A 22,423-nucleotide genomic window follows, 5' to 3' on the forward strand; every position below is an offset into this window, starting at 1 on the left:
TCAGCGGATTTCTTCGACCTTGATCGTGTGCGTGACGGGCTTGATGAACTTGCGGACGTTGGCGTCCTGTTTGGCATGCTCATCGGCCAGTTTCTTCTTCAGTTTGGTCAGAGCCACGGCCACTTTGGGGTCTTCCGCCGCTTCGGCAGCGATCACGCGCATGTGAGTGACGAGGTTTTTGACCAGCACTGTTTCGAAGGCTTCCTTCTGAGTGATGGCGTTGGTCAATGCGGCAAAGTCATTGTCAAACGGTGTCTTGGTGAACTCGGCGGCGAGATTGACGCCTGCTTGGAGCTGCTCGCGGGTGAACTCCTTGCTCTGGCTGCCCCAGGTGACCGTGGCCTTGGCGCTGCCGAGGTTCAGCACCCGCAGCGTGAAGCGGTTGAGGTCCTGATTGAAGCTGGTGAAGGGCAGGATGCTGCGGTTGCTGCTGGCTGACTTTGGATCGGCATCGAAGACAAACGGCCACTTGGTGCTTTCCAGCGTGACGCTGCCGAGTTCCAGCCCTTTGACCGTGTGGCCGGTGCTCGCGGTGTTGGGGCCTTTCATGTCGACCGTGACCGTGCCGATGTCTCCGTCAAAACCCAGCGCCTTCAAAAACGCCTGGGCCATCAAAAGCTGGCCTGCGGGAGCCGGATGGAAGCCGTCGCCTCCGAAAGGGCCGTATTCTTTGCCCAGCGCCGCCTTCGACTTGGTGAGCGCGCTGATCATCGTGTCATACACGTTGGCAAAGGGCTGCTTGTTTTCTTCAGCGAGTTTTTTGGCGACGTCGCGCAGGTGGGCGAGGTTGTCGTTGTAGTCCTGGCCGGTGACGTTTTTCTTGAAGTAATCCGGGTCCACACCACCGGGAGAGCCGATGGCCATGGCCTTCACGCCCACCTTCTTGAGGCCCTCGATCACCAGACGCATGTTCTTTTCATACTCGGCGCCAATTTCGGGGGCATAGGGCTTGTAGCTGGCGTCGTTCATGCCGTAGCAGGTGGTGGCGACATTCGGATTGAAGACCGCGAGATCGTTTTCGAGGCGTGCGGCGAAGCCACCGGCGCGTTCGCCACTCCAGCCGAACTGGAAGACCTTGATGTCGCTGCGCCCGGTGCAGGCGAGAAGATAGGTCTCGATGTATCTCGAATAGATCTTCTGCTCCGTGATGCTGTCACCAATGACGGCGACACGGGCGTTTGGCGGCAGCAGGGGCTCGGCACGCAAGCTGACGGCGGCCAGAAGAATGGGGAGAAGCGGGAGAAAGCGCATGGTGGTGGATGGAAATGAGAGAGAGGCACATACCGCGCAAGAAAGGGCGTTCTGGCAAGGATTTGTTTATCCATCCGTAAACTCACATCTTGTGACAAGAAGACCGAGCCACTAGCTTTAACAACTGATGAGTGATTCCAACCTGAGTCCAGATTCAGGCTTTGAAAAGCCGATCCCGGCTTCAGCAGCCTATGATCCCCCTTCTCTACCATCATCGAGTCGTGCTGCACTGGGTTGTCTGGCATTGCCTGCGTTGACGGGCGGGTGCTCAATTCTACTCCTGGCAGTCGCTGTTTTCTTTGCAGGCGCATCATGGATCCTCACCCGGTTTGGAGGAGATCCGTTTCACATCGGTATTCCAAGCCTTCATGATGATTGGTTGTCATGGGCATGGTTTCTCGGGTGCCTGATCGCATGCAGAGCGATGCTTGCTAAGAGGAGAAAACCCTGGGTTTATTGGCTCGTCAGTCTTTGCCTGGCTCTTGCCGCCCTGTTGAGTCTCGGGAGTGTATGGTTCAAAATCTCCTGGCCTGGCGCCTCGGATGACCAAACCTTAGAGTTGGGGCGGTGGATCGGTTTTGCCATAGTTGTGTCATTACTTTGCTGGTTTGTGCTGGGGAAACAGAGCCGCACGTACTACCTCGTTTCCGCCGAACAAGCCGTTGATCGCAAAATCTGAAAGTGCTTCGCACAAGGTCGCCGGTACTCACCCCAGCATCGTCTCCGTCTGGGCGAGAACATCGCCAAAGGGAATGCGCTCCAGCAGGCCGAAGGACTCATGCCGGCCGAGTCTCGCACGGGTGGTGGCAGGACTGGTGAGACCGCAGAGGAAACGGGCGAGCTGGCGGGAGGAGCGCAGCGCGGCTTTGCGCTCGGCGATGACCTCGTGGATGGCGGCCACGTGCTCGACGGTGATCGGCGGCGGCTCGGACTGCGGAATTTCGCGCGGTGATTCGTCGGCGCTGCCTTTTTCGTGCTCTTTGCAACTGGTGCAGGTGCCGCAGTCGGCGGCCATTTCTTCACCGAAGTAGTGCAGGAGCCAGCGCGTGAGACAGCCACGGTGCTGGGCGAAGGCCAGCACCTCGTTCAAGCGCTCGACATCACGACGTTCGCGCTCTGCAAAGAGGTGCTGCATCTTTTTGGTGATCTCCTGCGGGTCACGACGATGCGCGTCTTCGGAGAGACGATATTTCTGGCGGCTGCCGCTGGGCTTGAGCTCGATGTCGCCGGATTCCTGCAGCCAGGTCAGGGCTTTGAGCACGCGCTCACGCGGTTCGTTGAGTTCGGCGGCGGCTTCGTCGGGATTGAGCGTGATCCACTTGGTGCCGCGTTTGCCGCATTGAAACAACAGGCGCAGGAAGGCCTGGCGCTCGGGTTTATGACCCGAAAGGATGCGCTGCTCCGGCTGGATGAAGCGAAACTGGTAGCTGGCATAAAAGGAGCCGAGCGGGCGCAGGATGCCGTCGAGTTCGAGGTTGGTGATGACCGTTTCAATGACCAGCGGGCGGATGTCCGTGGCGTGGGCGAGATCGTACATGGAGACATCAAACTCGGTGCCCTGCAGCAGCAGATGATCGAGGAGCTGGCGGATGGCCTGCGGTGTGGGGGTGTCGCCAAAGGTGAAGTTTTCCAGCACGATGCAGTCGTCCGCGCAGGCGAGCAGTTCGCAGACGGAGACCTTGCCATCGCGTCCGGCGCGGCCGGTTTCCTGCGAGTAGTTTTCGAGGGTCTTGGGCAGGTTGTAGTGATAGACGGCGCGGATGTCCGCTTTGTCGATGCCCATGCCGAAGGCGATGGTGGCGACGATGACATCGGTCTGGCCGTTCATGAAGGCATCCTGCGCGGCGTGGCGATGCTCATCCGGCAAACCGGCGTGGTAGGCGAGGGCGTTCACGCCGTTTTTCTGCAAATGCGTGGCCACGTGCTCGGCGGTGTTTTGCAGCGTCACATAGACGATGGAGGGCACCTTGCGCTTGAGAAGCAGCTTGGTGAGCACGGGCAGGCGCTGCTGCGCGGTGCAGGGCGTGATGCGAAAGTGCAGATTTGACCGCAGGAAGGAAGTCTGCACATGGTCCGCTGGCTCAATGCCAAAGGCCTTGCGAATGTCTGCCGCGACCGAAGGTGTGGCCGTGGCGGTGAGGGCGAGCACGGGCTGGATGCCGAGTTCTTTGGCAACCAGCGCGAGACGCAGGTATTCCGGGCGGAAATTGTGCCCCCACTCGGAGATGCAGTGCGCTTCATCGACCGCCATCATGGCGATGCGCAGGCGCTTGAGCCGCTCGACGAAGTTTTCATTCATGAGCCGCTCCGGGGCGATGTAGAGCAGCTTGAGCGTGCCGTTGCGCATGTCGTCAAAGACCTGCGCCGCTTCGTCGGCAGAGAGCGAGGAGTCCAAGCGTGCGGCGGCGATGCCACGCGCGCGCAGCGCCTGCACCTGGTCCTTCATCAGCGCGATCAGTGGTGAGATGACCAGCGTGACACCGTCCATGAGCAGCGCCGGGAGCTGATAGCAGAGCGATTTGCCCGCGCTGGTGGGGAAGAGCGCGAGTGCGCTTCTTCCTGCGAGCAGGGCCTCCATCACCTGCTCCTGCCCGGCACGAAAGGCCTTGTGGCCAAAGTGCTGTTTCAAGGCGGCGTGGAGATCGTGGGACATGCGCACTCATGGCACATTCCAGCTTCGGCATGCAATGCAAACCTTGCCCGTGGCGTTTTCTCACGACCATGAAGACCCTGCTTTACTCCCTCCTCGCCCTGTCGTTGACGTCATTCGCAGCCGATGACGGCTTCTCTCCGCTGTTCAACGGCAAGGACTTCACGAACTGGACCGTGCCCGCAGGTGATAACGGCCACTGGAAGGTGATCGACGGCGTGATCGACTACGATGCGTGCAGTGAATCCCCCCACAAGTCCAAGGACTTGTGGACGGCCAAGGAATATGGCGACTTCACGCTGAAGATCGACTGGCGGCTCAAACAGACGACGGGGCTCTACGACATGCCAGTTGTTCTGCCCGACGGCACGCACAAGCTGGATGAAAACGGCAAGGAGATCAAAATTCCCACGCCGAATGCCGACTCGGGCATCTACCTGCGCGGCGCTGGCAAATCCCAGATCAACATCTGGTGCTGGCCCATCGGTTCAGGTGAAGTCTATGGCTACCGCATGGACAAAACGATGCCGCCTGCAGTACGCGCTGGAGTGACGCCAAAGGTGAAGGCCGACAAACCCGTGGGTGAGTGGAACACCTTTGAAATCACGATGAAGGGCGACAGGCTGACCGTGGTGCTCAACGGGCAGAAGGTGATCGAAAACGCGCAACTGCCGGGCGTTCCCGCCCAAGGCAGACTGGGCCTGCAGCACCACGGCGGTAAAAATGCGAAGACCGGCGAACTCTCGCCGGCCTCCAGCCTGATTCAATTCAGGAATATTTCGATCAAGGAGCTGTGAGGAAGGTCAAGGGTCTGTGACGACCAGCTTGACCTCCTGACGAATCCTTGACTGCTCCGCGCCTTACTTGCTGTGCACGTCGCAGTGTTCCGCTTCGGGCTCGGTTTCTTCGACGATGGCCTTGGACTTGAGGAACTCCATGGCTTCCTGCAGGAGAAGGTCGCCGCGGACGTTGTCGATGAGGCCGTTTTTCTGCGCCTCGGCCATGAACTTCTTCGCGGGGGTCTTCTGACGCTCGGCGATCTGGGCGAGGGCCATGGCGATCTTCTGGGCGGGAACTTCGAGGGCCTCCTTCTTGGCGATCTGCTCAAGGATGAAGCTGACTTTGACGTTCTGGCGGGCCTGATTGGTGGCGCTGTTGAGGATCTCGTCCTGCTGCTTGATCAGCTCCTCTTCGCCGATGCCCTGCTGCATGGCGCGCTGGGCGATTTCGTTGGTGCGGCGCTGGGCTTCGCGGTTCACGACTTCCTGCGGGAGTTCGAACTCCACCTTTTCAAAGAGGTGGGCGATGACCTGATTGGACTTTGCGGCATCACGGGCCTGTTCGCGGCGGCGGCGGATGGCGTCGCGCACTTCGTCACGCAGGGTTTCGAGGCTCATTTCCTCACCGGCGATCTTTTTGATGAACTCTTCGGTGAGTTCCGGCACGGCCTTGTTCTTCACGCCGTGGCATTTAACGTTCAAGGCGATGGTCTTGCCGCGCAGGGCTTCGAAATTGAAGTCGTCTGCCAGGGTGATGTTGAGCGTGCGCTCGTCATCTTTGGCGATGCCGACGAGGCCTGCGTAGAAGCCGGGGAGGAAATCGTCTTCATCGGCGAGGAGGAACCAGTTTTCCTTCATCTCCTTGAGATGCGCAGGAGCGTCTGGCATGGCTTCGGCGAGGGGCTGGCCGTCGAGGCTGCCGGTGACGCTGAGAACGACGACATCACCCACGGCGGCGACACGGTCCACGTCTTCATAGGTGGCCTGGTTTTCACGGAGGTGGAGGAGATCGTGGTCCACATCCGCGTCGGTGACTTCGATGCGTGGGAGCTTGACGGGGATGCCGGTGTACTCAGGCAGCTCAAACTTCGGCGCGAGGCTCATCTCGATGGTGAAGCTGAAGCTCTTGTCCGTGTCGTGATACATTTTGTCGTTCACGGCGAGGACGTTGAGGAGTTCGAGGCCTTCGCTCTTCACAGCCTGGCGCAGGCCTTCGCTGATGAGCTTCTTCTCGAGTTCGTCCTTCACTTCGTTTTCGTAGCGCTTGGCGACGATGCTCTTCGGCGTTTTGCCGGGGCGATAGCCAGGCATGCGCACCATGCCGGCGAAGTAGGTGATGATCTCGTCACGTTCTTTGCCGACTTGGTCGGAAGGTACGCGGACGTGGGCGACGGCTCGGCAGTTGGGCTGATGTTCGACGTTGATGTTCATGAGAAAGAGGTTAGTGGGCGAAGTGTTTTCCATCCCAAGAACCGGGCGGTGGGGAACCGCGTCCGGGCCGGAGGGGCGCGCATGATAGACAGTTTGACGGTTTTGACAAACAGAGAACGACATCCCCGATTTTAGCCTTCATGCGTATTTTTCAGAGATTTGAGGTCTGGCTGCTGCTTATCGTAGGCGGAATCGCCATTTGGTGGTCGTTTGAACCTGTCCAAACCCCGGCTGAAACTGGGCCCGGATCAGAAATGAGCGCCGATGCCGCCCTGCAACTGCGCCGCAGCACGCTGGAGCGGGATTTTGGCAATGCCCGGCTAGATTTGGAGGTGCGCTACAAGAATTCCAGCCCACGCCCCCTCTCGATGCAGGCACCGGATGTGCGTTTGGTCAATGGAGCCGGCAAGGACGTGCCACCCTTTATTCTCCCCGTGGAACGCCCGCCGAGCATCGGAGCCCAGACCACGGGAGACGTCCGCCTGCGCTTCTGGCTGGAAAAAGCCGACCTCGCCGGCCCTCTGACCCTGGAAATTCGCGGGCAGAAACTGGAAGTCAAAAACGGCACGGCGCTGGATCTGGAGAAGCTGGAAAACGCCAAGCCAAAGGTGTGGACGAGTGCCAACTGGGCTCCCTGAGTAGCTTCAGGCCTGCAAAATGACCCAGGTGGCGCCCCAGGAGCCGCTGGTTTCATCGGCAGGCCAGATGAACTGCTGCACTTCTGGGAGCTTCGCGAGCAGCTGATGCACGCCGGCTCTGAGGGTGCCGCTGCCTTTGCCGTGAATGATGCGGACGCGGAGGATGCCGCGCTTGCGGCATTCGGCGAAGTATTCAGGCAGCAGGCTGCCGATTTCACCGGGCCGGAAGGTGTGCAGATCGAGTTCGGGACCGATGGGATGCTCCACCACCTCGGGGATCGGTTCTTCATCAGCGGCAGTCATGCGGGAAGGTGATTCGATAAAACCTTGAGTCCAATGGCAATCGTATAAGCACAAAGCTTGTGATCTGTGCTGAGGCGTCTAGCTTGGACCGAGCGCCTCCAAGGAGTTTCTTTTGCTTTCCCACCTACGAGCCTGGTTCCAGCAACTGCGTGACTTTGCACGCCAAGGCCGATCATGGCTGCATGCCATGACCGCAGCCAGCGAGCTGGATCCGTTTCCGCTGAAACAGATCCTGAAAGGCTACCACAGGGAGTTCCTCAAGGCGGACTGCAAGAGCGGGCTGGACGGTGCGCTGCTGGCCATCCCGCAGGGCATGGCGTTTGCCGTGGTGGCCGGGCTGCCGCTGGCCTATGGCATCACCTGTTCGGCGGTGGCCTGCGTGGTTGGGGCGCTGCTGATGAGTTCGCGGCATTCCATTTATGGGCCGACGAATGCCACGGCCTTCATGGTTTCGTCCTATTTCGCCGCGTTTCCCAACCTGAATCAAATGGCGTCAATGCCGATGCTGGTATTCCTCGTGGGAGCGCTGCTGATCTTCGGCGCGTATTTCCGCGTGGCGGACATGGCGCGGTTCATCAGCCGGGCGGTGGTGGTGGCGTATCTCACTGGTGCCGCTTTGCAGATGTTTGCGCATCAGCTCCCGGTGGTGCTGGGCCAGCAGATCGCCTCGCCCTCTGGCAAACCGGTGGCACGAACCCTGGTCTCCGATTTGCACGATGTGCTGGGCAATCTGGGAGGCATCCACTGGCCGAGTGCGCTGATCTGCGCTCTGGCCATAGGCTGCTACTACGGCCTCAAACGTTTCGGCAAACGCTTCCCGGCGCTGACGCTGACGCTGATTCTCATGTCACTGATCGCCATGGCGATGAACAGGGCGGGGCTGCAGGTGGCCACCTATTCAGATCTGTCCTTCACCTGGCGCACGCTGCTGCCGCCGTTCCCGGATTTCACCAGCGGCAATGCCTCGGCGCAGTTCAGCCAGCTTTTTGGGCTGGCACTTTCGCTCGCGTTTGTGGCGATGATGGAAAACTCCGCGATGGCGCGCACGCTGGCCAGCCGGTCAGGGCACAACGTGGATGCCAACCAGGACATGCTGAGCCTGGGCGCGGCGAATCTGGCCTGCGCCTATCTCAGCGGCATGCCGGCGTCTCATTCACTGACGCGTTCGCTGGCGGCGTATGAGAGCGGGGCGGTGTCGCCTGTGTCTGCCATTGTGAGTGGCGTGGTGTGTCTGGTGGCGGCGCTGACGATCGGCCCGCTGGTGGCGTTCATCCCCAAGGCTGCGCTGGGGGCGATGGTGATCTGCGTGGCGGTGGCGCTCATCAACAAGCGGCAGATCCAGATTTCCCTGCGAGCCACGGGGGCGGATGCGGCGGTGTTTGTCACAACCTTCGTGGCCACGCTGCTGGTGCCGCTGCATGTGGCGATCTTCACCGGTGTGGGCATCTCGATCATTCTTTACCTGCACAAAGCCAGCCAGCCCTCGCTGGTGGAGTACGTCTTCAATGAGGAAGGCAATCTGGCCGAAGCGCATCAGGGCGGGCGCCAGCATCCGGCGATCTCCATCGTGCATGTGGAGGGCGACTTGTTTTTTGCGTCGGCCGACCTGTTTCGCACGCAGATCCAGGGCTCCTGCACGGACCCGAATCTGCGTGTCGTCATTCTACGGCTCAAGAATGCCCGCCATCTCGATGCCACCTGTGCCATGGCGATTGAAGAACTGGTGCGCACGCTGCGTGCCGACGGGCGCGACCTGATCGTCAGCGGCGTGTCGAAGGATTTGTACCGCGTGCTGAAGGGTGCGGGCATGGTGGAGGTGATCGGCAAGGACAACCTCTTCCCCGCCAGCCCGTCCAATCCCAATCTTTCCACCCGCAATGCTTTGCGCCGTGCGCAGGAGATTCTGGGCATCAAAGACGCTGATGTGCGTATCTACTACGATCCCTCGAAATCCCCCAAGACCTAGTTTTGACTACCCCCTCTATGAAATGGTCCTTTCGCCTCTTCACCTTTGCCGGCACGGAGGTTCGTGTTCATGTCACCTTCCTGCTGCTGCTGCTGTTTGTCGCCAGCCAGAGTTTTCTCAGCGGACAGGGGCTTCCAGCAGCGCTGGAGTCGACATTGTTCATCACCGCCATGTTTGCGTGCGTGGTGCTGCATGAATTTGGCCACGTCATGGCGGCGCGGGGCTACGGCATTCGCACGCCGGACATCACGCTGCTGCCCATCGGCGGCGTGGCGCGGCTGGAGCGCATGCCGCGCAAACCTTCGCAGGAGCTGGTGGTGGCCATCAGCGGCCCGCTGGTCAATGTGATCATCGCTGCGGCCATCTGGCTGGGCCTTGGCATCAACACCGCGCTGCATCCCGATTACGACTTCCTCAAATCGGGCAACTTCTTCGAGAAGCTCATGGTGTGGAATGTCATGATGGTGGCCTTCAATCTAGTCCCCGCCTTTCCCATGGACGGCGGGCGGGTGCTGCGCGCCGTCTTTGCCATGTTCATGGAATACAGCAGCGCCACACGGCGGGCGGCTTCCATCGGCCAGGGTCTCGCGATGATGGTGGCCATCTACATGCTGCTGAACCACACGTTTCAGCCCATGCTGCTGCTCATCTGCTTCTTCATCTTCATGGCCGCAGGGCAGGAGGCAGCCATGGTAACCCAGCAGGAGGCCACGCGGAATCTGCGCGTGCGTGATGCCATGCTCACGGATTTCCGCAGTCTGCCACCGGAGGCCACGCTGCGTGATGGCGTCGAGCTGCTGCTGGCCGGCGCGCAGCAGGATTTCCCAGTGCTGGACACCCATGGCGGCATCCAGGGCATGCTGACGCGACATGATCTGATCTCAGCCCTCGCGGAAAAGGGCCCCGAGCAGCCGGTGGTGGATGTGATGCGCCCCTGCCCTGAATCGACCCAGGCAACCATTGACCTCACCCAAGCGCTGGAAACCTTGAACTCCAGCAATTGCCCGGCTCTGCCAGTGCTTGATCCCAGCAGCGGGGAACTCATCGGCCTGCTCACCACTGAAAACGTGGGTGAGACGCTCATGGTGCGTGCGGCGCTGATGAAACTGCGCGCCTAGGCGGCACCCTCCGCCGGCGGCAGATGCACGGCTGGCAGCGGTGCGACGATGTTCACCGGCCATGGGGAAAATTTCTCGAAGATGCCAGGGGCGAGTTCTTTGCTGCTGGCATAACCGCGACGGAACATTTCGAGCTTGGCGTCGATGTTATCAACGTGATGCAGCGCCACGGCCTCAGGCGTCTTGGGCAGAACGGGGGAGCCGAATTCAAGACTGCCGTGATGTGCCGCGATGAGATGCAGCAGATGGAGGCGCACGATTTCCGAAGCGGGCTCCAAGGCGGTCCATTCTGCCGCTGCAGGATCTTCCAGCAGATCGCGCCACAGCTTGTTCACCAGTTCCAGGCCCAGCGGGATGTGCCCGAGCATTTCGGCGGTGAGATTGTAGGGCATGGTGAAGCCGGACTCCGCATAGACATTCTCCCAGAGCTTGCCGCAGTCGTGAAACAAGACGCCCGCGATCATGAGGTCGCGGTTCAACTGCGGGTAGAGGCCAGCCAGCGCCACCGCGCAGCGCATCATCTGCGCCACATGCTCCACCAGTCCGCCACGGCGGGCATGATGGTTTTTGCGCGCGGCGCCGGTGCGGCGGAAGCGTTCGCCATGGCGTTCAAGAAAGACCCGGCAGAGCTTCGCGAGACGTGGGTCGCGCATGGATTCGACGAAGGCGGCAATGTCGGCGTAATCGGCCGACTGGCGTGCCGAGAGATCGGGATCTCCGAGGAGCAGCGTGCTGGCTTCGTCTTCGGCGAGAAGGCGCATCTGCACCTGCCGTGGTTCGAGACCGTATTTGCCCTCCACCCACTGTCCCGCGAGCTGGATGAAGGCATTGCGCCCCAGCCTGGCCGCGTCTTGGAAGAGCGGATTGTTGTCAAAGACACGCCAGATGAAGGAATCGGCGGCATCGACGAGCTTCACCTCGAAGAACGGGCTCCCCGAGCTGGTGGTTTTTTCGATGCGTGATTCGACCTGCAGGTGCAAACGGTAGGGCTGCGGTGTTGGATTCGCGACCTGCCGCAGCTGGGTGATCGTGATGAGATCGAGGTCGTCTGGCATTGGGTCGCTCATGGGGCGGAGTCTTTGGTGTGGCCGGGATTGTTTTGCCAGGGAGTGCCGGTGGTGTCTGAAAGCGGGGGGCGGCTTTTGGAGGCGTGACTGGCCGGAAGTTTGTCGTCTTCGCTGATGAGGACAAACAACAGAATGCCTATCACAGGTGCGAAAGTGATGACCAGAAACCAGAGGATGCGCTCTTGGGTCCCAAAGCGCCTGCGGTTAAGCAGGTAGGCGAGAGTGCCCCAGTAAATCAGGATATAAACGACCCAGACTGTGATCCAGAGCGGCTCTGTGCTGGTGAATTTGAAGTCTGGCATGGTGCCGCGAATTCAAGCGGCTGCGCCCAGAAAAGCAATAGGTATGCCGAGGCTATATGACCGGCTGCCCGATCTCACGCCACGGTCCCTGCTTAAGAACGATGTCCGGCACGAGGGACTGCCAGTTGCCATCCCGTGCGTGGATCATGTTGCGCACTTCGGCGCTGGTGTGAAAGAGGAAGTCCTGGTTGGGCTCCTCCAGCGCCCGCACGCTTTTGGTTTCAATCAGGTAGCGGAGCAGATGCCTTTGCTCAGGAGTGACGCGGACGTCGTTGAGCCCGAGGACCTGGCCGTTCATCGGATTGCCCATGGGATAGACATAGACACGCACTTGGTTTTTGAAAAGCCGCCCAAAGGCTTCGAGCAGCCCCCCTTCGAGATCCGCACACCAACGCTCATTGAACAACTCCTGAAACAGGGGCAGACCGAGGACAATGCCGATGGGGCACTGCGTGTGGCGCGCGAGATAGCTGCTGACACGATGGAACTCCGGATACGTCGAGATGAGCACGTTTTTGCCAAGTGCCTGGAGGACATCTGCACGCGCGAGGAATTCGCTGTCCGGCACCTCGGCACCACTGGCGAGAAGATTGTGCATGGTGATTTCGAGAATCTCGATGTTGTGGCGGGCGGCCTCACCGAAATCTGCCTGAAACGCGGCCTGACCACGCTCGATCATGTCGAGGTTGAGCTTGGTGATGGGATCGAAGCTGCCGCGCTTGAGAAAGACCGGCTTTTTGTAGAGGACATCCGAAGCCTGCCAGATTTCGCCATCGGCACCGAACAGTGCGGCGTCAGCCAGACCGAGGCGGACGAGTTTCAACGCCACAAGGCGGTCCTGGAACTCCGATGCGGCAAAGGCGGGGCCGGTGAAGTCGATCATGTCGATTTCCACACGCTTGCGGCTGAGATCGTCGAGCAAGCTTTGGAGAAAGGTGGAGAGGTCATCGCGCAGATGGAAGGCGGCGTAGATGAAATTGACGCCCAGTTTGCCGAGTGCATCCGACTGCCGGGCGTTCGTGTCGTCAAGGAGACGCACATGCATCTGGATTTCGCTGCTCGGGCCGCCGGGATCGGTCTGAAAGCGCATGCCGATCCAGCCGTGGCATTCCTCCTTGGTGTCGCGGTAGGAACGGGCGCGCACGGTGTCTGCCAGCGTGAAGAAGGTGGTGGTGGCGCCCCGTTTGGCATTCAGCCGCTGAATGAGCATGGGATACTCATGCTCCAGCATGTCGCACATGCGCTGACGCGAGACGTAGCGAGAGCATTTGCCATAGATCTCATCGCTGATGGTCATGTCATACGCCGACATGGTTTTAGCGACAGTGCCGGATGCGCCGCCGGCACGGAAGAACCAGTTGGCGACTTCCTGACCGGCGCCGATTTCAGCAAAGGTGCCGTAGATGGTTTGGGCGAGATTGATCTTGAGCGCCTTTTCAAGCGTGCCGGGGCGGTCGTTGACAGAATTCATGTGGGGTGATGGGATGATGCGCATGCCTGACGGCGATGCACGAAGCATTTAAAGGCGGTTCCGGCTCCATCGGAGTCGATGAGCGCGGCTGGTGCAGTATGTGAGTGCAGAAATTCGGCCAAGGTCTGGTGTGAAACCTCTGCGAGGCCCAGTTCAAGCAGCCAGGCGGCATAGTCGGTGAAGTTGATGTCGGCGGTGATGTCCTGGCGGCCGGGGTTGGCATAGATGTCGGCTCCGGTGATTCTTTGATGCAGCAGATAAGCACGCAGCGTGCCGTGTGGCCGCCGATGGTAGAGCCGGGGAAAATCGTCACCGTAGTCGATGGTAAGCATGGCGCCGCTTTTCCAATGCGGGGTCCATCGGTGCAGCCAGTCGCGCACACTGGGGTGGAGCTCGCAGCGCTGGCGATCGGCAAAGGTGGTGTGACGCAGCGCGCTGTAGTGGGCGGCATCGAGAGCGTGCGGGTGAAGCTGCTCGGGCACCCAGACCTCCAGCCAGCGCTGCGATGCGGCGTCCCATTGAACGAGGGTGGCGGGGAAGGCGTCGAGCAATTCGTTGTGATAGATGAGCGCGTGGCCTTGCGCAGCCGCGAGGGCGGATTCGAGATCGTTGTGCCAGCTCACCTTGGCTCCCAGTTTCTTTTGCTGCTCCCGCTGGAGCACCGGGGAGGTTTCGACGATGTGGAAAGTGAAACGACGGCGCGCCCACCAGCCGAGCGAATTGCGCACGGCGTGCATGAGAGATCCATCGCCGGCACCGATTTCGATGATGTGCCGCACCTGCGGCTGAAGGCGGGATTCGGCTTTGAGCCAGGCGGCGATGGCGTGACCCAACGCTGGCGAGAGAGTGGCGGAGGTGGAGAAATCGCCGCGTGCGCCGACGGTCTTAATGTGGCGGGTGTAGTAGCCGCGTTCGGGATCGAACAGGGCGCGTGCCATGAAGGCGGAGAAGGGCTCAGAAACTGCGGATGATTTCATCAGCGATGATTTCCAAGCCTTCGCGCACGATGTGCTCCGGCTGCGAGTAGGTGAGACGCAGACACTCATGAGGATGACGCCACTCCTTCTCCAGGCCGAAAGCAAAGTAATGCCCGGGGATGACGAGCACCTTGCGCTCTTTGAGCCGACGATAGAGTTCTGCGGCGGGGATGGGCAGGCCATTGACCCAGAGCCAGAGGAAGAAAGCACCCTCCTGAGCATGCAGAGCCCACGGGACACGATCTCCCAGTGCAGATGCGAGCACGGATTTGGCGAAGTCGGAGCGCTCGCGGTAGAAAGGGCGAATAACCGAGGGGCCGAGTTTGACGAGGGTGTCGTCTTGGAGCAGCGGCATGAGGAGCGCCTGGCCGAGATTGCCATTCGCCAGCGAGACGATGGCGTTCATGTTGGACAGCGCCTTCACGATGTGAGGATCGGCGACGATCATGGCGGTGCGCAAGCCGGGCAGGCCGACCTTGCTCATGCTGATGCTGAAGATCATGCCCGGCTGCCACCTAGGCTGGAAGCCATTGTGGATGACGCCCGGAAAAGGATGGCCGTAGGCGTTGTCGATGATGAGCGGGATGCCGTGCGCATCCGCCAGCGCATGCAGGCTTTCGAACTCGTTTTGCGTGAGCACGTTGCCCGTGGGATTGGTGGGGCAGGAGACACACATGGCTGCGACATCCGGAGTGATGCGAAGCTGATCAAAATCGACGTGATATTTGATTTCGTGCGGGGCGGTTTCGACAATGCGGGGCAGACAGGCGGTGAACTGGCCGGGGCAGAGCGCCTGATTGGCGTAGCCGATGTATTCGGGCAGCAGCGGGAAGAGGATGCGCTTCCTGGTGGTGCCCGCCTGACCGGCGAGAAGATTGAAGAGCAGGAAGAACGCCGACTGCGAACTCGGCATGACCCCGATGTTTTCGCGGGTCACATTCCAGCCACACTCGCGCTGGAGGAAGGCAGCGAAGGCTTCACGGAAGAGCGGATTGCCACCGGGAGGATCGTAGTTGAGCAAGGTGCGGTCGATGCTGCCGTCGGCGAGCATGGCGTGCATGCGAGTGCGCCAGAGCTGCTGCACTTCGGGAATGGCCGCAGGCTGTCCGCCGCCGAGCATGCGCATGTCCGGGTGGGTGGTGAGCGCGGCTCCGCAATCATCCATGAGTTCCTGGATGCCGCTGGGGCCGGCAAGGCGCTGGCCGATGTCTGAGAAGGTGGGTTGCATCAAGAGGCGACCGAGGTCTGCACCCAGTCGCGAATGCTGAAATCTGGCGCAGCTTTTTCAATCTGCCAGCGGCCATCAGCGTTCAATCTGACGCTGCCTAGCCAGCGCTGGTGCCACTCTTCGGGGGAAATCATGCTGAGCTGGTGCCTGCCCGAGACTTCGTAGAGGTGATAGACCTCGCCACAGACAGGTTCAAAACCGAAGCTGCTTTCGTAGATGAGCTTGTTCCAGTTGAACGCGTCGATGACCTCCATGTAGCGCTCCTGGATTTCCACCATCTCCTGCTGGAGGACGCGCTCGACCCGGGAGACGCCGCGGGATTTGAAATTGGTAAGATCCTGCGGGATGATTTTGGCAGCCAGGCGCGAAGCCGGATACGGCAGGTAGTTGCCACGGGGCTCGGGGGCTTGCAGAGCAGCGTCGATGGGGTCCAAAACAGGTGCGTTTTCTATCATAAGATGGGCTGCGGGGGTGCGGTATGCAACGGCGCTTTGATTTGAAATGCCGCTGCGGGAGCTTAGAATGAGCCATGAATAACGTCTCAAAACTCCTCCAGGCCGCAGTGCTCTCTGGTCTTCTGGCATCATGCGCCAGCAGAACCATGGACAGCATTCCCACACTGGCAGATCTGAATGCGTACGAAAAAGTGGTCCGCGCCAGATATCAGGTCATGTACGATGAACTTGAGAAAAAGCGCGCCAGCGGTGCGCTGAGCAAAGCTGACTATGCGGAAGAGAAGCACCGGCTGGATTCCAAGGTCGCTGAGAACGTCAACAACGCGGCATGGAACAAACACTACCTCGCAGAATCAGAGCGCAAATCTGACGGTGTCCCGACCCCGGATCAGCCGGTGGCATTGCATGCGGGCCTGGTGGGAGGCAATGGCATGAGCGGAGGAGTCGCATCCGGGGGTATGGGGTCGTTTTATCAGCCCTCATATCAGAATTATGGTGCCGTTACAGGCATGGGTGGCACCGCAGGCATGGGCAGCATGCGATCTGCCAATGAGCAGATTGGACAATCCAAGAGCATCCGCAATGATGCCATGTCAGCCGGGGGCACCTATCTTTCCGCGCCGCCTCCCGGTTCCGTTTACGATCAAGACGTGAAGCGTTAAACAGACGCCCCCTTTTCTTTTTTGGGCCCTTTGGGCCGGGATCGCGACAGAAGCCACCGCATTCAAAGATAAAGCCCTGTGAGGAGTGATCCCCACAGGGCTTTTGGGGCGGATTGCTCCGCCATATTGACCTCCCTAGGAGGTCAATGCGTTACTTCTTTGCAGCCTTCTTTGCGGCCTTCTTTGCGACTTTGACGGCTTTCTTTGCAGGCGCCTTTTTGGCGGCTTTGACGGCTTTCTTTGCAGGCGCCTTTTTGGCGGCTTTCTTTGCAGCTTTCTTAGCCATGGTGTTTATCCTCTGTTTGTTGTTGGTTGCGTTGTTGTTTTGTTTTGCCACGGACGCGCTTTTGGCACCTCCAGGGACACTTTTTCCTGCGGCGGCCGAAGCGGCGGCGCGCTTTTCTTCGATCGCGGCCTGCGCTGCGGCAAGGCGTGCGACTGGGACCCGGAAAGGACTGCAACTCACATACGTGAGGCCTGCACGATGGCAGAATTTGACGCTATCAGGATCGCCGCCGTGTTCACCGCAGATGCCCAGCTTGATGTCGGGCTTGGTCTTGCGGCCTTTTTCGATGGCGATATTGATGAGCTGGCCGACACCGGTTTGATCCAGTGTAGCAAAGGGGTTCTTCTTGAAGATTTCGTTCTCCGTGTAGGGCATCAGGAAGCTGCCCATGTCATCACGGCTGATGCCAAGCGCAGTCTGCGTGAGGTCATTGGTGCCGAAGCTGAAGAACTGTGCGGTCTCGGCGATTTCATCAGCCGTGAGAGCTCCACGCGGCACCTCAATCATGGTGCCGACAAGATAGTCGAGCTTAATTTTTTTCTCAGCCATCACTTCTTTTGCTACCTTATGCACGATTTCCACCTGGAGGTCGAGTTCTTTCTTGAAGCCGACAAGCGGAATCATCACCTCAGGTTTCACCTTGATCTTCAGTTTCGCCACATCTGCAGCGGCTTCAAAGATGGCGCGAGCCTGCATCTCAGTGATCTCTGGATAAGCGATGCCAAGACGGCAGCCGCGATGTCCGAGCATCGGGTTGAACTCATGCAGAGCAGCGACACGTGCGGTGACCTTCTCAACTGACACGCCCATTTTCCTGGCGAGTTCAGCCTGAGCTTTTTCTTCATGCGGCACGAATTCGTGAAGCGGTGGGTCAAGCAGACGGATGGTGGCAGGAAGTCCTTTGAGAGCCTTGAAGATGCCGGTGAAGTCTTCACGCTGATATGGCAGCAGCTTGGCGAGCGCTTTTTTGCGGTCAGCCACATTGTCAGCCAGAATCATTTCACGCACGGCGTCGATGCGATCGCCTTCAAAGAACATATGTTCTGTGCGGGTGAGGCCGATGCCCTGGGCACCGAAAGCGATGGCGTTCTGCGTCTGCTCCGGATTGTCGGCGTTTGTGCGGACCTCCATGCGCGTTGCCTTGGAGCACCAGGTCATGAGCTGCTGGAAGCTCTTGAATTTTTCGGTGCCCTGTGCGGCCTTGTCACCACTGATCATGCCAGTGATGATTTCGGAAGGAGCGGTCTTCAGCTCGCCGCCGTAAACGATGCCGCTGGTGCCGTCGATGGAGAGGTAATCCCCTTCATTGAAGGTCACACCTGCGACAGAAACCGTCTTCTTGTCGTAATCGATTTCCAGAGCGGCGGCGCCGCAGATGCAAACCTTGCCCATCTGACGGGCGACGAGAGCGGCGTGGGATGACACACCACCACGTGCGGTGAGAATACCTTCTGCAGCGATCATGCCGCGAAGATCTTCAGGGCTGGTTTCATTGCGGACGAGCAGCACCTTCTCGCCTTTTGCTTCGGCGATGACGGCACGGTCGGCGTTGAGGTAGATCTTGCCAGAGGCGGCACCCGGGCCGGCAGGAAGACCGGAAGCGATGGCCTTGGCCCTTTTCACGTCAGCGACGTCAAAGATAGGAGCAAGAAGCTGTTCGAGCTGATCGGCAGGATTGCGCAGCACGGCGGTTTCCCAGTCGATGAGCTTTTCCTTCACCATGTCGATGGAGAACTTCAGAGCGGCGGCTGCGGTACGTTTGCCATTGCGGGTCTGCAGCATGAACAGCTTGCCTTCCTGAATGGTGAACTCGATGTCCTGCACGTCCTTGAAATGCTTTTCAAGCTTCTGGCGGACCAACAGCAGTTCGGCATAGGACTTCGGCATTTCCTTCTTGAGCTGGATCACCGGCTCAGGAGTGCGCACGCCAGCGACGACGTCTTCGCCCTGGGCGTTGATGAGGAACTCACCATAGAACTCGTTGGTACCGTTCGCAGGATTACGGGTAAAGGCCACGCCGGAGCCAGAGGTCGGGCCCGTGTTTCCGAACACCATGGCCTGGACGTTCACGGCAGTGCCCCACTCGGCGGGGATGTTGTACTTGCGGCGATAAACGATGGCGCGGTCATTCATCCAGCTGCCGAAAACGGCACCGGCGGCACCACGCAGCTGATCCCATGGATCGGAAGGGAACACCTTGCCGGTGCGCTCTTTGACGAGAGCCTTGAAACGCTTCACCAGCTCCTTCTGGTCATCAGCGGTCAGATCGCTGTCGATGATGTCCTTGCCGTAAGTTTCGTGTTTGAACTTCTCGATCACCGTTTCAAAAGGCTCATGGTCTTCACCTTCGAGCTTCTGCACGCCGAGAACGACGTCACCGTACATCTGAACGAAACGGCGGTAGCAGTCCCATGCGAAGCGCTCGTTGTTTGTGGCGGCAACCAGGGAGAGAACGGTTTGGTCGTTCAGGCCAAGGTTGAGAATCGTGTCCATCATGCCGGGCATGGAGTCACGCGCACCGGAGCGCACGGCAACGAGAAGCGGGAAGCCTTTGGCGTCACCGAACTTGTAGCCCATGATTTTTTCCATGCCTTTGACGGCAGCTTCCATCTGCGACTGCAAAGAGGCAGGATAGGTTTTCTTGTTTTCGTAGAAGTAGGTGCAGACCTCGGTGCTGATGGTGAACCCGGGAGGAACGGGAAGGCCGATGCGGCTCATCTCTGCGAGATTGGCGCCCTTGCCGCCCAACAATGCTTTCATGGAACCATCACCGTCTGATTTGCCTGGTCCGAAAAAGTAAACGTACTTCTTTTTATCTGCGTTGCCCTTGGATGCTGTCTTTGCCATATAAGATATTTCGAATCGTCTGATGCGATCCGTGGTTGTGTGTAGGTTCAGTGGGGTTTGAAGCGCGGATTTAAATCGTTGCAGTATATGATGCAAGCATTAGTTGACAATCCAGGCCCGCCGGTGAATGCGGCGCATCAAGACTCACATGGGTGATTGCTCACTCTGTGAGCAGCCGTCGAAGTTGGCGCTTGTTCATGACAAGTATTGACGTGGCAATGCAAAAACGATTAAATTGCTTCAGCGGAACGACGACTGTTTTTTCGAACCTTTTCGTTCCTGGCACACGCCTAACACAAACCCAACCGAAGATCATGAAACTCAAACCTCGTTCCAACCTTTCCACTCGACCGGGCTTTACGCTTATCGAACTGCTGGTGGTGATCACCATCATCGCCGTCCTTGCAGGTCTGGTCATCTCACAGGCCAACAAGCTGATGGCGGATGGCAGAAAGTTGCAGGTGCAGGTGGTCCTCAAAGACATGCGCAGCGCCATCACGAGCTATCAGGTCGATTACAACCGCTGGCCGGTGAATCCCAGCCTGCTCAGCGCCGCCTCTTCCGGCCAGGACGTTCCGGCTTTGCCGACGGATGAGAACAGCGGCATCGTCGGTGCTCTGACGACTCTGACTACATCTTCAAGTGGTGGCGGCAGCGGCGGTGGCAGCGGCGCAGTCAACCTGAACCCCAAGGGCATCAAATTCATCGACCTTCCGACTGCCAGGAATGGCAAGTTTGGCCTGGTCAACGCCCAGCCTCCCTACAAGCTGGTCGATCTCTGGGGCACCGTCTATTACGTGCTGCTTGACACCAACGGCGACCTCCAGGTGACCAATCCAGACTTGGGCAACTCAGACCCCAAGATTTCAGCCAACGCGATCAGCCCGCCGCCGCAGAAGCTTCCTCTGGAAGTCGCCATCTACAGCTGGGGTCAGGACTTGAAACAGCAGACGCCGGATGACGTTGTGTCCTGGCGGAGCAAGTGAGAGAACCTGCCAGCAGGTGACCCAAGAGGCGCAGCGGCAAACCGCTGCGCTTTTTCATGTCTGGATCAGGCGCGTTGGGCGAGCAGTTCACCGGCTTTGGCGGGATCGACTTTCTCGTAGAAGTCGTCCTCGATCATGCAGACCGGACCAAAGCCGCAGCTCGCAAGACACTCGGCAAATTCAATGCTGTACTTGCCATCGGCGCTGACCGCGATGGGATGATGATGATCTGTGTGCGAGCGGTCGATGTTGCCGGCTTTGCAAAGCGCGTCCATCAGTTCGTAGCTCCCTGCCATGGCGCATGAGAGCGTGCGGCACACCCGGATGTGGTATTTGCCGGGAGCGGTTTGACGGAAGCCCGGATAGAAGGTGACGACTTCGAGCACCTGAATCGGCTCAAGAGAGAGCTTGGCGGCCACCCAGTTCACAGCCTCTTCACTGATGAAGCGGAAATGCTCCTGCACGAGATGCAGCAGGGGTAGGACGGCGCTGCGTTTGGAAACGGGGTAATGCGAGATCGCCTCGTCCATGCGTTTTTCCAATTCGGCTGGAACTTCAAAGGCCATGCGGGGGAGTGTCTCGGATGAAATGGTTAGGATGAATCAGCGGTCACATTCGCCCATGACGAAGTCCAGGCTGCCAAGCACTGCAGGAATGTCGCTGAGCATGTGGCCTGGGATCAGCTTGGAGATGATGCTGAGATTGAGGAAGGAGGGGGCGCGGATTTTCAAGCGGTGCGGGACTCCGCCGCCGGTGCTGTTGATGTAGAAGCCGAGCTCTCCCTTGGGGTTTTCGGCGGCAAAATAAACTTCTCCCGCAGGAGCATCAATGCCCTGGGTGGAGATGATGAAGTGGTGGATCAGCTCCTCCATTTTCATCAGCACTTTTTCCTTCTTTGGCAGCAGCCCTTTGGCGTCGGCCACATTGATGGGGCCTTCGGGCAAAGTGGCGAACACCTGCCGGAGGATGCGCACGCTCTGGCGCATCTCTTCCATACGGACGAGATAACGATCATAGCAGTCGCCCTTGGAGCCGACGGGCACGTCGAAGTCGTACTTGTCGTAATCGAGATAAGGATGCGCCTTGCGCAGGTCATGCTCGACACCCGAGCCACGCAGATTCGGCCCTGTGAGACCATAGCCGATGGCGTCTTCTTTGGAGATGATGCCGATGTCCTGCGTACGGTCGATGAAGATGCGATTGCGTGAGAGCAGCTTGTCGATCTCATCGATCACCGGCTCCAGCTGATCGAGGAAGGTTTTCACGGCACCAACAAAGCCATTGGGCAGATCGCGGATCTGCCCACCCACGCGGGTGTAGCTGGTGGTGAAGCGCGCGCCGGTGAGCTGCTCGCACAGATTGTAGATCTTTTCGCGCTCAGTGAAGGTGTAGAGGAACACGGTCATCGCGCCGACATCCATGGCAAACACCCCGACTCCGAGCATGTGGGCGGAAATGCGGGCGAGCTCGCAGCAGATCACACGGATCGCGCGGCCACGTTCGGGAACTTCCCAGCCCATGAGCTTTTCCACCGCGAGGGCATAAGCGACGTTGTTCGCCAGCGGTGCCAGGTAGTCCAGCCGGTCCGTGTAAGGCACGAACTGGTTGTAGTGCATGTTCTCGGCGATTTTTTCGTCGCCACGATGCAGGAAGCCGACATCGGGATCACACTTGGTGATGATTTCGCCGTCGAGTTCCAGAATCAGCCGCAACACACCGTGGGTGGCCGGATGGCTTGGCCCCATGTTGAGCACCAGTTTCTCCCCGACGATGTCCGTCGTGGCTTCTTCCACAGCTTCGAGCTGCCGGGCCGCTTTGGCGGCGGTATCCGGGGCCTCGTATTCTCGGGTGACAGTGGGCATGAAAAGCAGGGGGCTGGTAGCGTGCGTGAGGGGTATCTATCTATGCTGCCCAAAGAGCGGCAAGGCGATTTTGTGAAAAATTTCACAAGCTCGCTCAAAACCGCCTCAAAAACCCTCTCCAACCACCCTTTAGATAGGCTGAAG

General features: G+C 59.3%; 20 protein-coding genes. 7 read left to right on the forward strand and 13 right to left on the reverse strand.

The window, feature by feature from the left end; all coding sequences use genetic code 11:
* Entirely contained in the window at positions 1-1,251 is a 1,251-nt protein-coding gene (locus tag ACILSL_RS02370; RefSeq protein WP_395730393.1) for an SGNH/GDSL hydrolase family protein, read from the reverse strand.
* A 127-nt stretch (positions 1,252-1,378) separates the two neighbouring features.
* On the opposite strand from ACILSL_RS02370, the gene ACILSL_RS02375 reads away from it, so the two are divergent.
* Positions 1,379-1,930 carry a hypothetical protein gene (locus ACILSL_RS02375; protein WP_395730394.1) on the forward strand — a complete coding sequence of 184 codons (552 nt, stop codon included), beginning with the start codon at positions 1,379-1,381 and terminating at the stop codon, positions 1,928-1,930.
* 27 nt (positions 1,931-1,957) lie between these two features.
* Here the strand turns inward: ACILSL_RS02375 and ACILSL_RS02380 are convergent, their stop codons facing one another.
* Positions 1,958-3,904: an ATP-dependent DNA helicase RecQ gene (locus tag ACILSL_RS02380; RefSeq protein ID WP_395730395.1), complete on the reverse strand. Its 1,947-nt coding sequence runs from the start codon at positions 3,902-3,904 to the stop codon at positions 1,958-1,960.
* Positions 3,905-3,972: 68 nt separating this feature from the next.
* On the opposite strand from ACILSL_RS02380, the gene ACILSL_RS02385 reads away from it, so the two are divergent.
* Positions 3,973-4,698 (forward strand): DUF1080 domain-containing protein, encoded by a 726-nt coding sequence (locus ACILSL_RS02385; protein ID WP_395730396.1) that lies wholly within the window; start codon positions 3,973-3,975, stop codon positions 4,696-4,698.
* A 63-nt stretch (positions 4,699-4,761) separates the two neighbouring features.
* On the opposite strand, the gene tig is transcribed toward ACILSL_RS02385, so the two are convergent.
* Positions 4,762-6,111 carry a trigger factor gene (gene tig, locus ACILSL_RS02390; RefSeq protein ID WP_395730397.1) on the reverse strand — a complete coding sequence of 450 codons (1,350 nt, stop codon included), beginning with the start codon at positions 6,109-6,111 and terminating at the stop codon, positions 4,762-4,764.
* A 254-nt stretch (positions 6,112-6,365) separates the two neighbouring features.
* Between tig and ACILSL_RS02395 the strand changes: the two genes are divergently transcribed.
* Positions 6,366-6,749, forward strand: a complete 384-nt coding sequence (locus ACILSL_RS02395; protein WP_395730398.1) for a hypothetical protein — start codon at positions 6,366-6,368, stop codon at positions 6,747-6,749.
* Positions 6,750-6,755: 6 nt separating this feature from the next.
* On the opposite strand, the gene ACILSL_RS02400 is transcribed toward ACILSL_RS02395, so the two are convergent.
* Entirely contained in the window at positions 6,756-7,052 is a 297-nt protein-coding gene (locus ACILSL_RS02400) for a Smr/MutS family protein (RefSeq protein WP_395730399.1), read from the reverse strand.
* A gap of 187 nt (positions 7,053-7,239) precedes the next feature.
* Here ACILSL_RS02400 and ACILSL_RS02405 point away from each other — a divergent pair, with 187 nt between their 5' ends.
* Together ACILSL_RS02405 and ACILSL_RS02410 are read left to right on the forward strand one after the other, a co-directional pair.
* Positions 7,240-9,018, forward strand: a complete 1,779-nt coding sequence (locus tag ACILSL_RS02405) for a SulP family inorganic anion transporter (RefSeq protein ID WP_395730400.1) — start codon at positions 7,240-7,242, stop codon at positions 9,016-9,018.
* Positions 9,019-9,035: 17 nt separating this feature from the next.
* A complete protein-coding gene (locus ACILSL_RS02410) occupies positions 9,036-10,136 on the forward strand; it encodes a site-2 protease family protein (RefSeq protein WP_395730401.1) in 1,101 nt (366 codons plus the stop codon).
* Here ACILSL_RS02410 and ACILSL_RS02415 read toward each other — a convergent pair.
* From ACILSL_RS02415 to ACILSL_RS02440, 6 genes are read right to left on the reverse strand one after another with little or no spacing between them, the layout of a single operon-like run.
* The gene (locus ACILSL_RS02415; RefSeq protein WP_395730402.1) at positions 10,133-11,203 is read right to left on the reverse strand and encodes an HD domain-containing protein; all 1,071 of its coding nucleotides are present in this window, start codon (positions 11,201-11,203) and stop codon (positions 10,133-10,135) included. The genes ACILSL_RS02410 and ACILSL_RS02415 overlap by 4 nt on opposite strands.
* The gene (locus ACILSL_RS02420; RefSeq protein ID WP_395730403.1) at positions 11,200-11,505 is read right to left on the reverse strand and encodes a hypothetical protein; all 306 of its coding nucleotides are present in this window, start codon (positions 11,503-11,505) and stop codon (positions 11,200-11,202) included. Before ACILSL_RS02420 ends, ACILSL_RS02415 begins: the two co-directional genes overlap by 4 nt.
* Before the next feature lie 52 nt (positions 11,506-11,557).
* Positions 11,558-12,976 carry a TonB-dependent receptor gene (locus tag ACILSL_RS02425; RefSeq protein WP_395730404.1) on the reverse strand — a complete coding sequence of 473 codons (1,419 nt, stop codon included), beginning with the start codon at positions 12,974-12,976 and terminating at the stop codon, positions 11,558-11,560.
* Positions 12,973-13,953, reverse strand: a complete 981-nt coding sequence (locus ACILSL_RS02430; RefSeq protein WP_395730405.1) for an SAM-dependent methyltransferase — start codon at positions 13,951-13,953, stop codon at positions 12,973-12,975. Before ACILSL_RS02430 ends, ACILSL_RS02425 begins: the two co-directional genes overlap by 4 nt.
* Positions 13,931-15,181 (reverse strand): valine--pyruvate transaminase, encoded by a 1,251-nt coding sequence (locus tag ACILSL_RS02435; protein WP_395730406.1) that lies wholly within the window; start codon positions 15,179-15,181, stop codon positions 13,931-13,933. Before ACILSL_RS02435 ends, ACILSL_RS02430 begins: the two co-directional genes overlap by 23 nt.
* A complete protein-coding gene (locus ACILSL_RS02440) occupies positions 15,181-15,636 on the reverse strand; it encodes a DUF2452 domain-containing protein (protein ID WP_395730407.1) in 456 nt (151 codons plus the stop codon). The genes ACILSL_RS02435 and ACILSL_RS02440 overlap by 1 nt, the downstream gene beginning before the upstream one ends.
* Before the next feature lie 146 nt (positions 15,637-15,782).
* Here ACILSL_RS02440 and ACILSL_RS02445 point away from each other — a divergent pair, with 146 nt between their 5' ends.
* Positions 15,783-16,298: a hypothetical protein gene (locus ACILSL_RS02445; protein WP_395730408.1), complete on the forward strand. Its 516-nt coding sequence runs from the start codon at positions 15,783-15,785 to the stop codon at positions 16,296-16,298.
* Between the two features lie 151 nt (positions 16,299-16,449).
* Here ACILSL_RS02445 and ppdK read toward each other — a convergent pair whose 3' ends face one another.
* Positions 16,450-19,431 carry a pyruvate, phosphate dikinase gene (gene ppdK, locus ACILSL_RS02450; protein WP_395730409.1) on the reverse strand — a complete coding sequence of 994 codons (2,982 nt, stop codon included), beginning with the start codon at positions 19,429-19,431 and terminating at the stop codon, positions 16,450-16,452.
* A 314-nt stretch (positions 19,432-19,745) separates the two neighbouring features.
* Here ppdK and ACILSL_RS02455 point away from each other — a divergent pair, with 314 nt between their 5' ends.
* On the forward strand, positions 19,746-20,417 hold the full coding sequence (locus ACILSL_RS02455) for a type II secretion system protein (protein WP_395730410.1): 672 nt from the start codon (positions 19,746-19,748) through the stop codon (positions 20,415-20,417).
* Positions 20,418-20,482: 65 nt separating this feature from the next.
* On the opposite strand, the gene ACILSL_RS02460 is transcribed toward ACILSL_RS02455, so the two are convergent.
* Positions 20,483-20,983, reverse strand: a complete 501-nt coding sequence (locus ACILSL_RS02460) for an NAD(P)H-dependent oxidoreductase subunit E (protein ID WP_395730411.1) — start codon at positions 20,981-20,983, stop codon at positions 20,483-20,485.
* Positions 20,984-21,019: 36 nt separating this feature from the next.
* Positions 21,020-22,279, reverse strand: coding sequence for an NADH dehydrogenase (quinone) subunit D (gene nuoD, locus ACILSL_RS02465; RefSeq protein WP_395730412.1), 1,260 nt, complete (start codon positions 22,277-22,279; stop codon positions 21,020-21,022).
* Positions 22,280-22,423 lie beyond the last annotated feature (144 nt).

The sequence above is a fragment of the Prosthecobacter sp. genome (assembly GCF_044222345.1).
Classification (GTDB): Bacteria; Verrucomicrobiota; Verrucomicrobiia; order Verrucomicrobiales; family Verrucomicrobiaceae; genus Prosthecobacter.

Bases quoted from the DNA above. Each gene is read 5' to 3' on its own strand.
- ACILSL_RS02370 (WP_395730393.1), bottom strand. From the start codon at position 1,251: ATGCGCTTTCTCCCGCTTCTCCCCATTCTTCTGGCCGCCGTCAGCTTG.
- ACILSL_RS02375 (WP_395730394.1), top strand. From the start codon at position 1,379: ATGAGTGATTCCAACCTGAGTCCAGATTCAGGCTTTGAAAAGCCGATC.
- ACILSL_RS02380 (WP_395730395.1), bottom strand. From the start codon at position 3,904: ATGTCCCACGATCTCCACGCCGCCTTGAAACAGCACTTTGGCCACAAG.
- ACILSL_RS02385 (WP_395730396.1), top strand. From the start codon at position 3,973: ATGAAGACCCTGCTTTACTCCCTCCTCGCCCTGTCGTTGACGTCATTC.
- tig (WP_395730397.1), bottom strand. From the start codon at position 6,111: ATGAACATCAACGTCGAACATCAGCCCAACTGCCGAGCCGTCGCCCAC.
- ACILSL_RS02395 (WP_395730398.1), top strand. From the start codon at position 6,366: ATGAGCGCCGATGCCGCCCTGCAACTGCGCCGCAGCACGCTGGAGCGG.
- ACILSL_RS02400 (WP_395730399.1), bottom strand. From the start codon at position 7,052: ATGACTGCCGCTGATGAAGAACCGATCCCCGAGGTGGTGGAGCATCCC.
- ACILSL_RS02405 (WP_395730400.1), top strand. From the start codon at position 7,240: ATGACCGCAGCCAGCGAGCTGGATCCGTTTCCGCTGAAACAGATCCTG.
- ACILSL_RS02410 (WP_395730401.1), top strand. From the start codon at position 9,036: ATGAAATGGTCCTTTCGCCTCTTCACCTTTGCCGGCACGGAGGTTCGT.
- ACILSL_RS02415 (WP_395730402.1), bottom strand. From the start codon at position 11,203: ATGAGCGACCCAATGCCAGACGACCTCGATCTCATCACGATCACCCAG.
- ACILSL_RS02420 (WP_395730403.1), bottom strand. From the start codon at position 11,505: ATGCCAGACTTCAAATTCACCAGCACAGAGCCGCTCTGGATCACAGTC.
- ACILSL_RS02425 (WP_395730404.1), bottom strand. From the start codon at position 12,976: ATGAATTCTGTCAACGACCGCCCCGGCACGCTTGAAAAGGCGCTCAAG.
- ACILSL_RS02430 (WP_395730405.1), bottom strand. From the start codon at position 13,953: ATGAAATCATCCGCAGTTTCTGAGCCCTTCTCCGCCTTCATGGCACGC.
- ACILSL_RS02435 (WP_395730406.1), bottom strand. From the start codon at position 15,181: ATGCAACCCACCTTCTCAGACATCGGCCAGCGCCTTGCCGGCCCCAGC.
- ACILSL_RS02440 (WP_395730407.1), bottom strand. From the start codon at position 15,636: ATGATAGAAAACGCACCTGTTTTGGACCCCATCGACGCTGCTCTGCAA.
- ACILSL_RS02445 (WP_395730408.1), top strand. From the start codon at position 15,783: ATGGACAGCATTCCCACACTGGCAGATCTGAATGCGTACGAAAAAGTG.
- ppdK (WP_395730409.1), bottom strand. From the start codon at position 19,431: ATGGCAAAGACAGCATCCAAGGGCAACGCAGATAAAAAGAAGTACGTT.
- ACILSL_RS02455 (WP_395730410.1), top strand. From the start codon at position 19,746: ATGAAACTCAAACCTCGTTCCAACCTTTCCACTCGACCGGGCTTTACG.
- ACILSL_RS02460 (WP_395730411.1), bottom strand. From the start codon at position 20,983: ATGGCCTTTGAAGTTCCAGCCGAATTGGAAAAACGCATGGACGAGGCG.
- nuoD (WP_395730412.1), bottom strand. From the start codon at position 22,279: ATGCCCACTGTCACCCGAGAATACGAGGCCCCGGATACCGCCGCCAAA.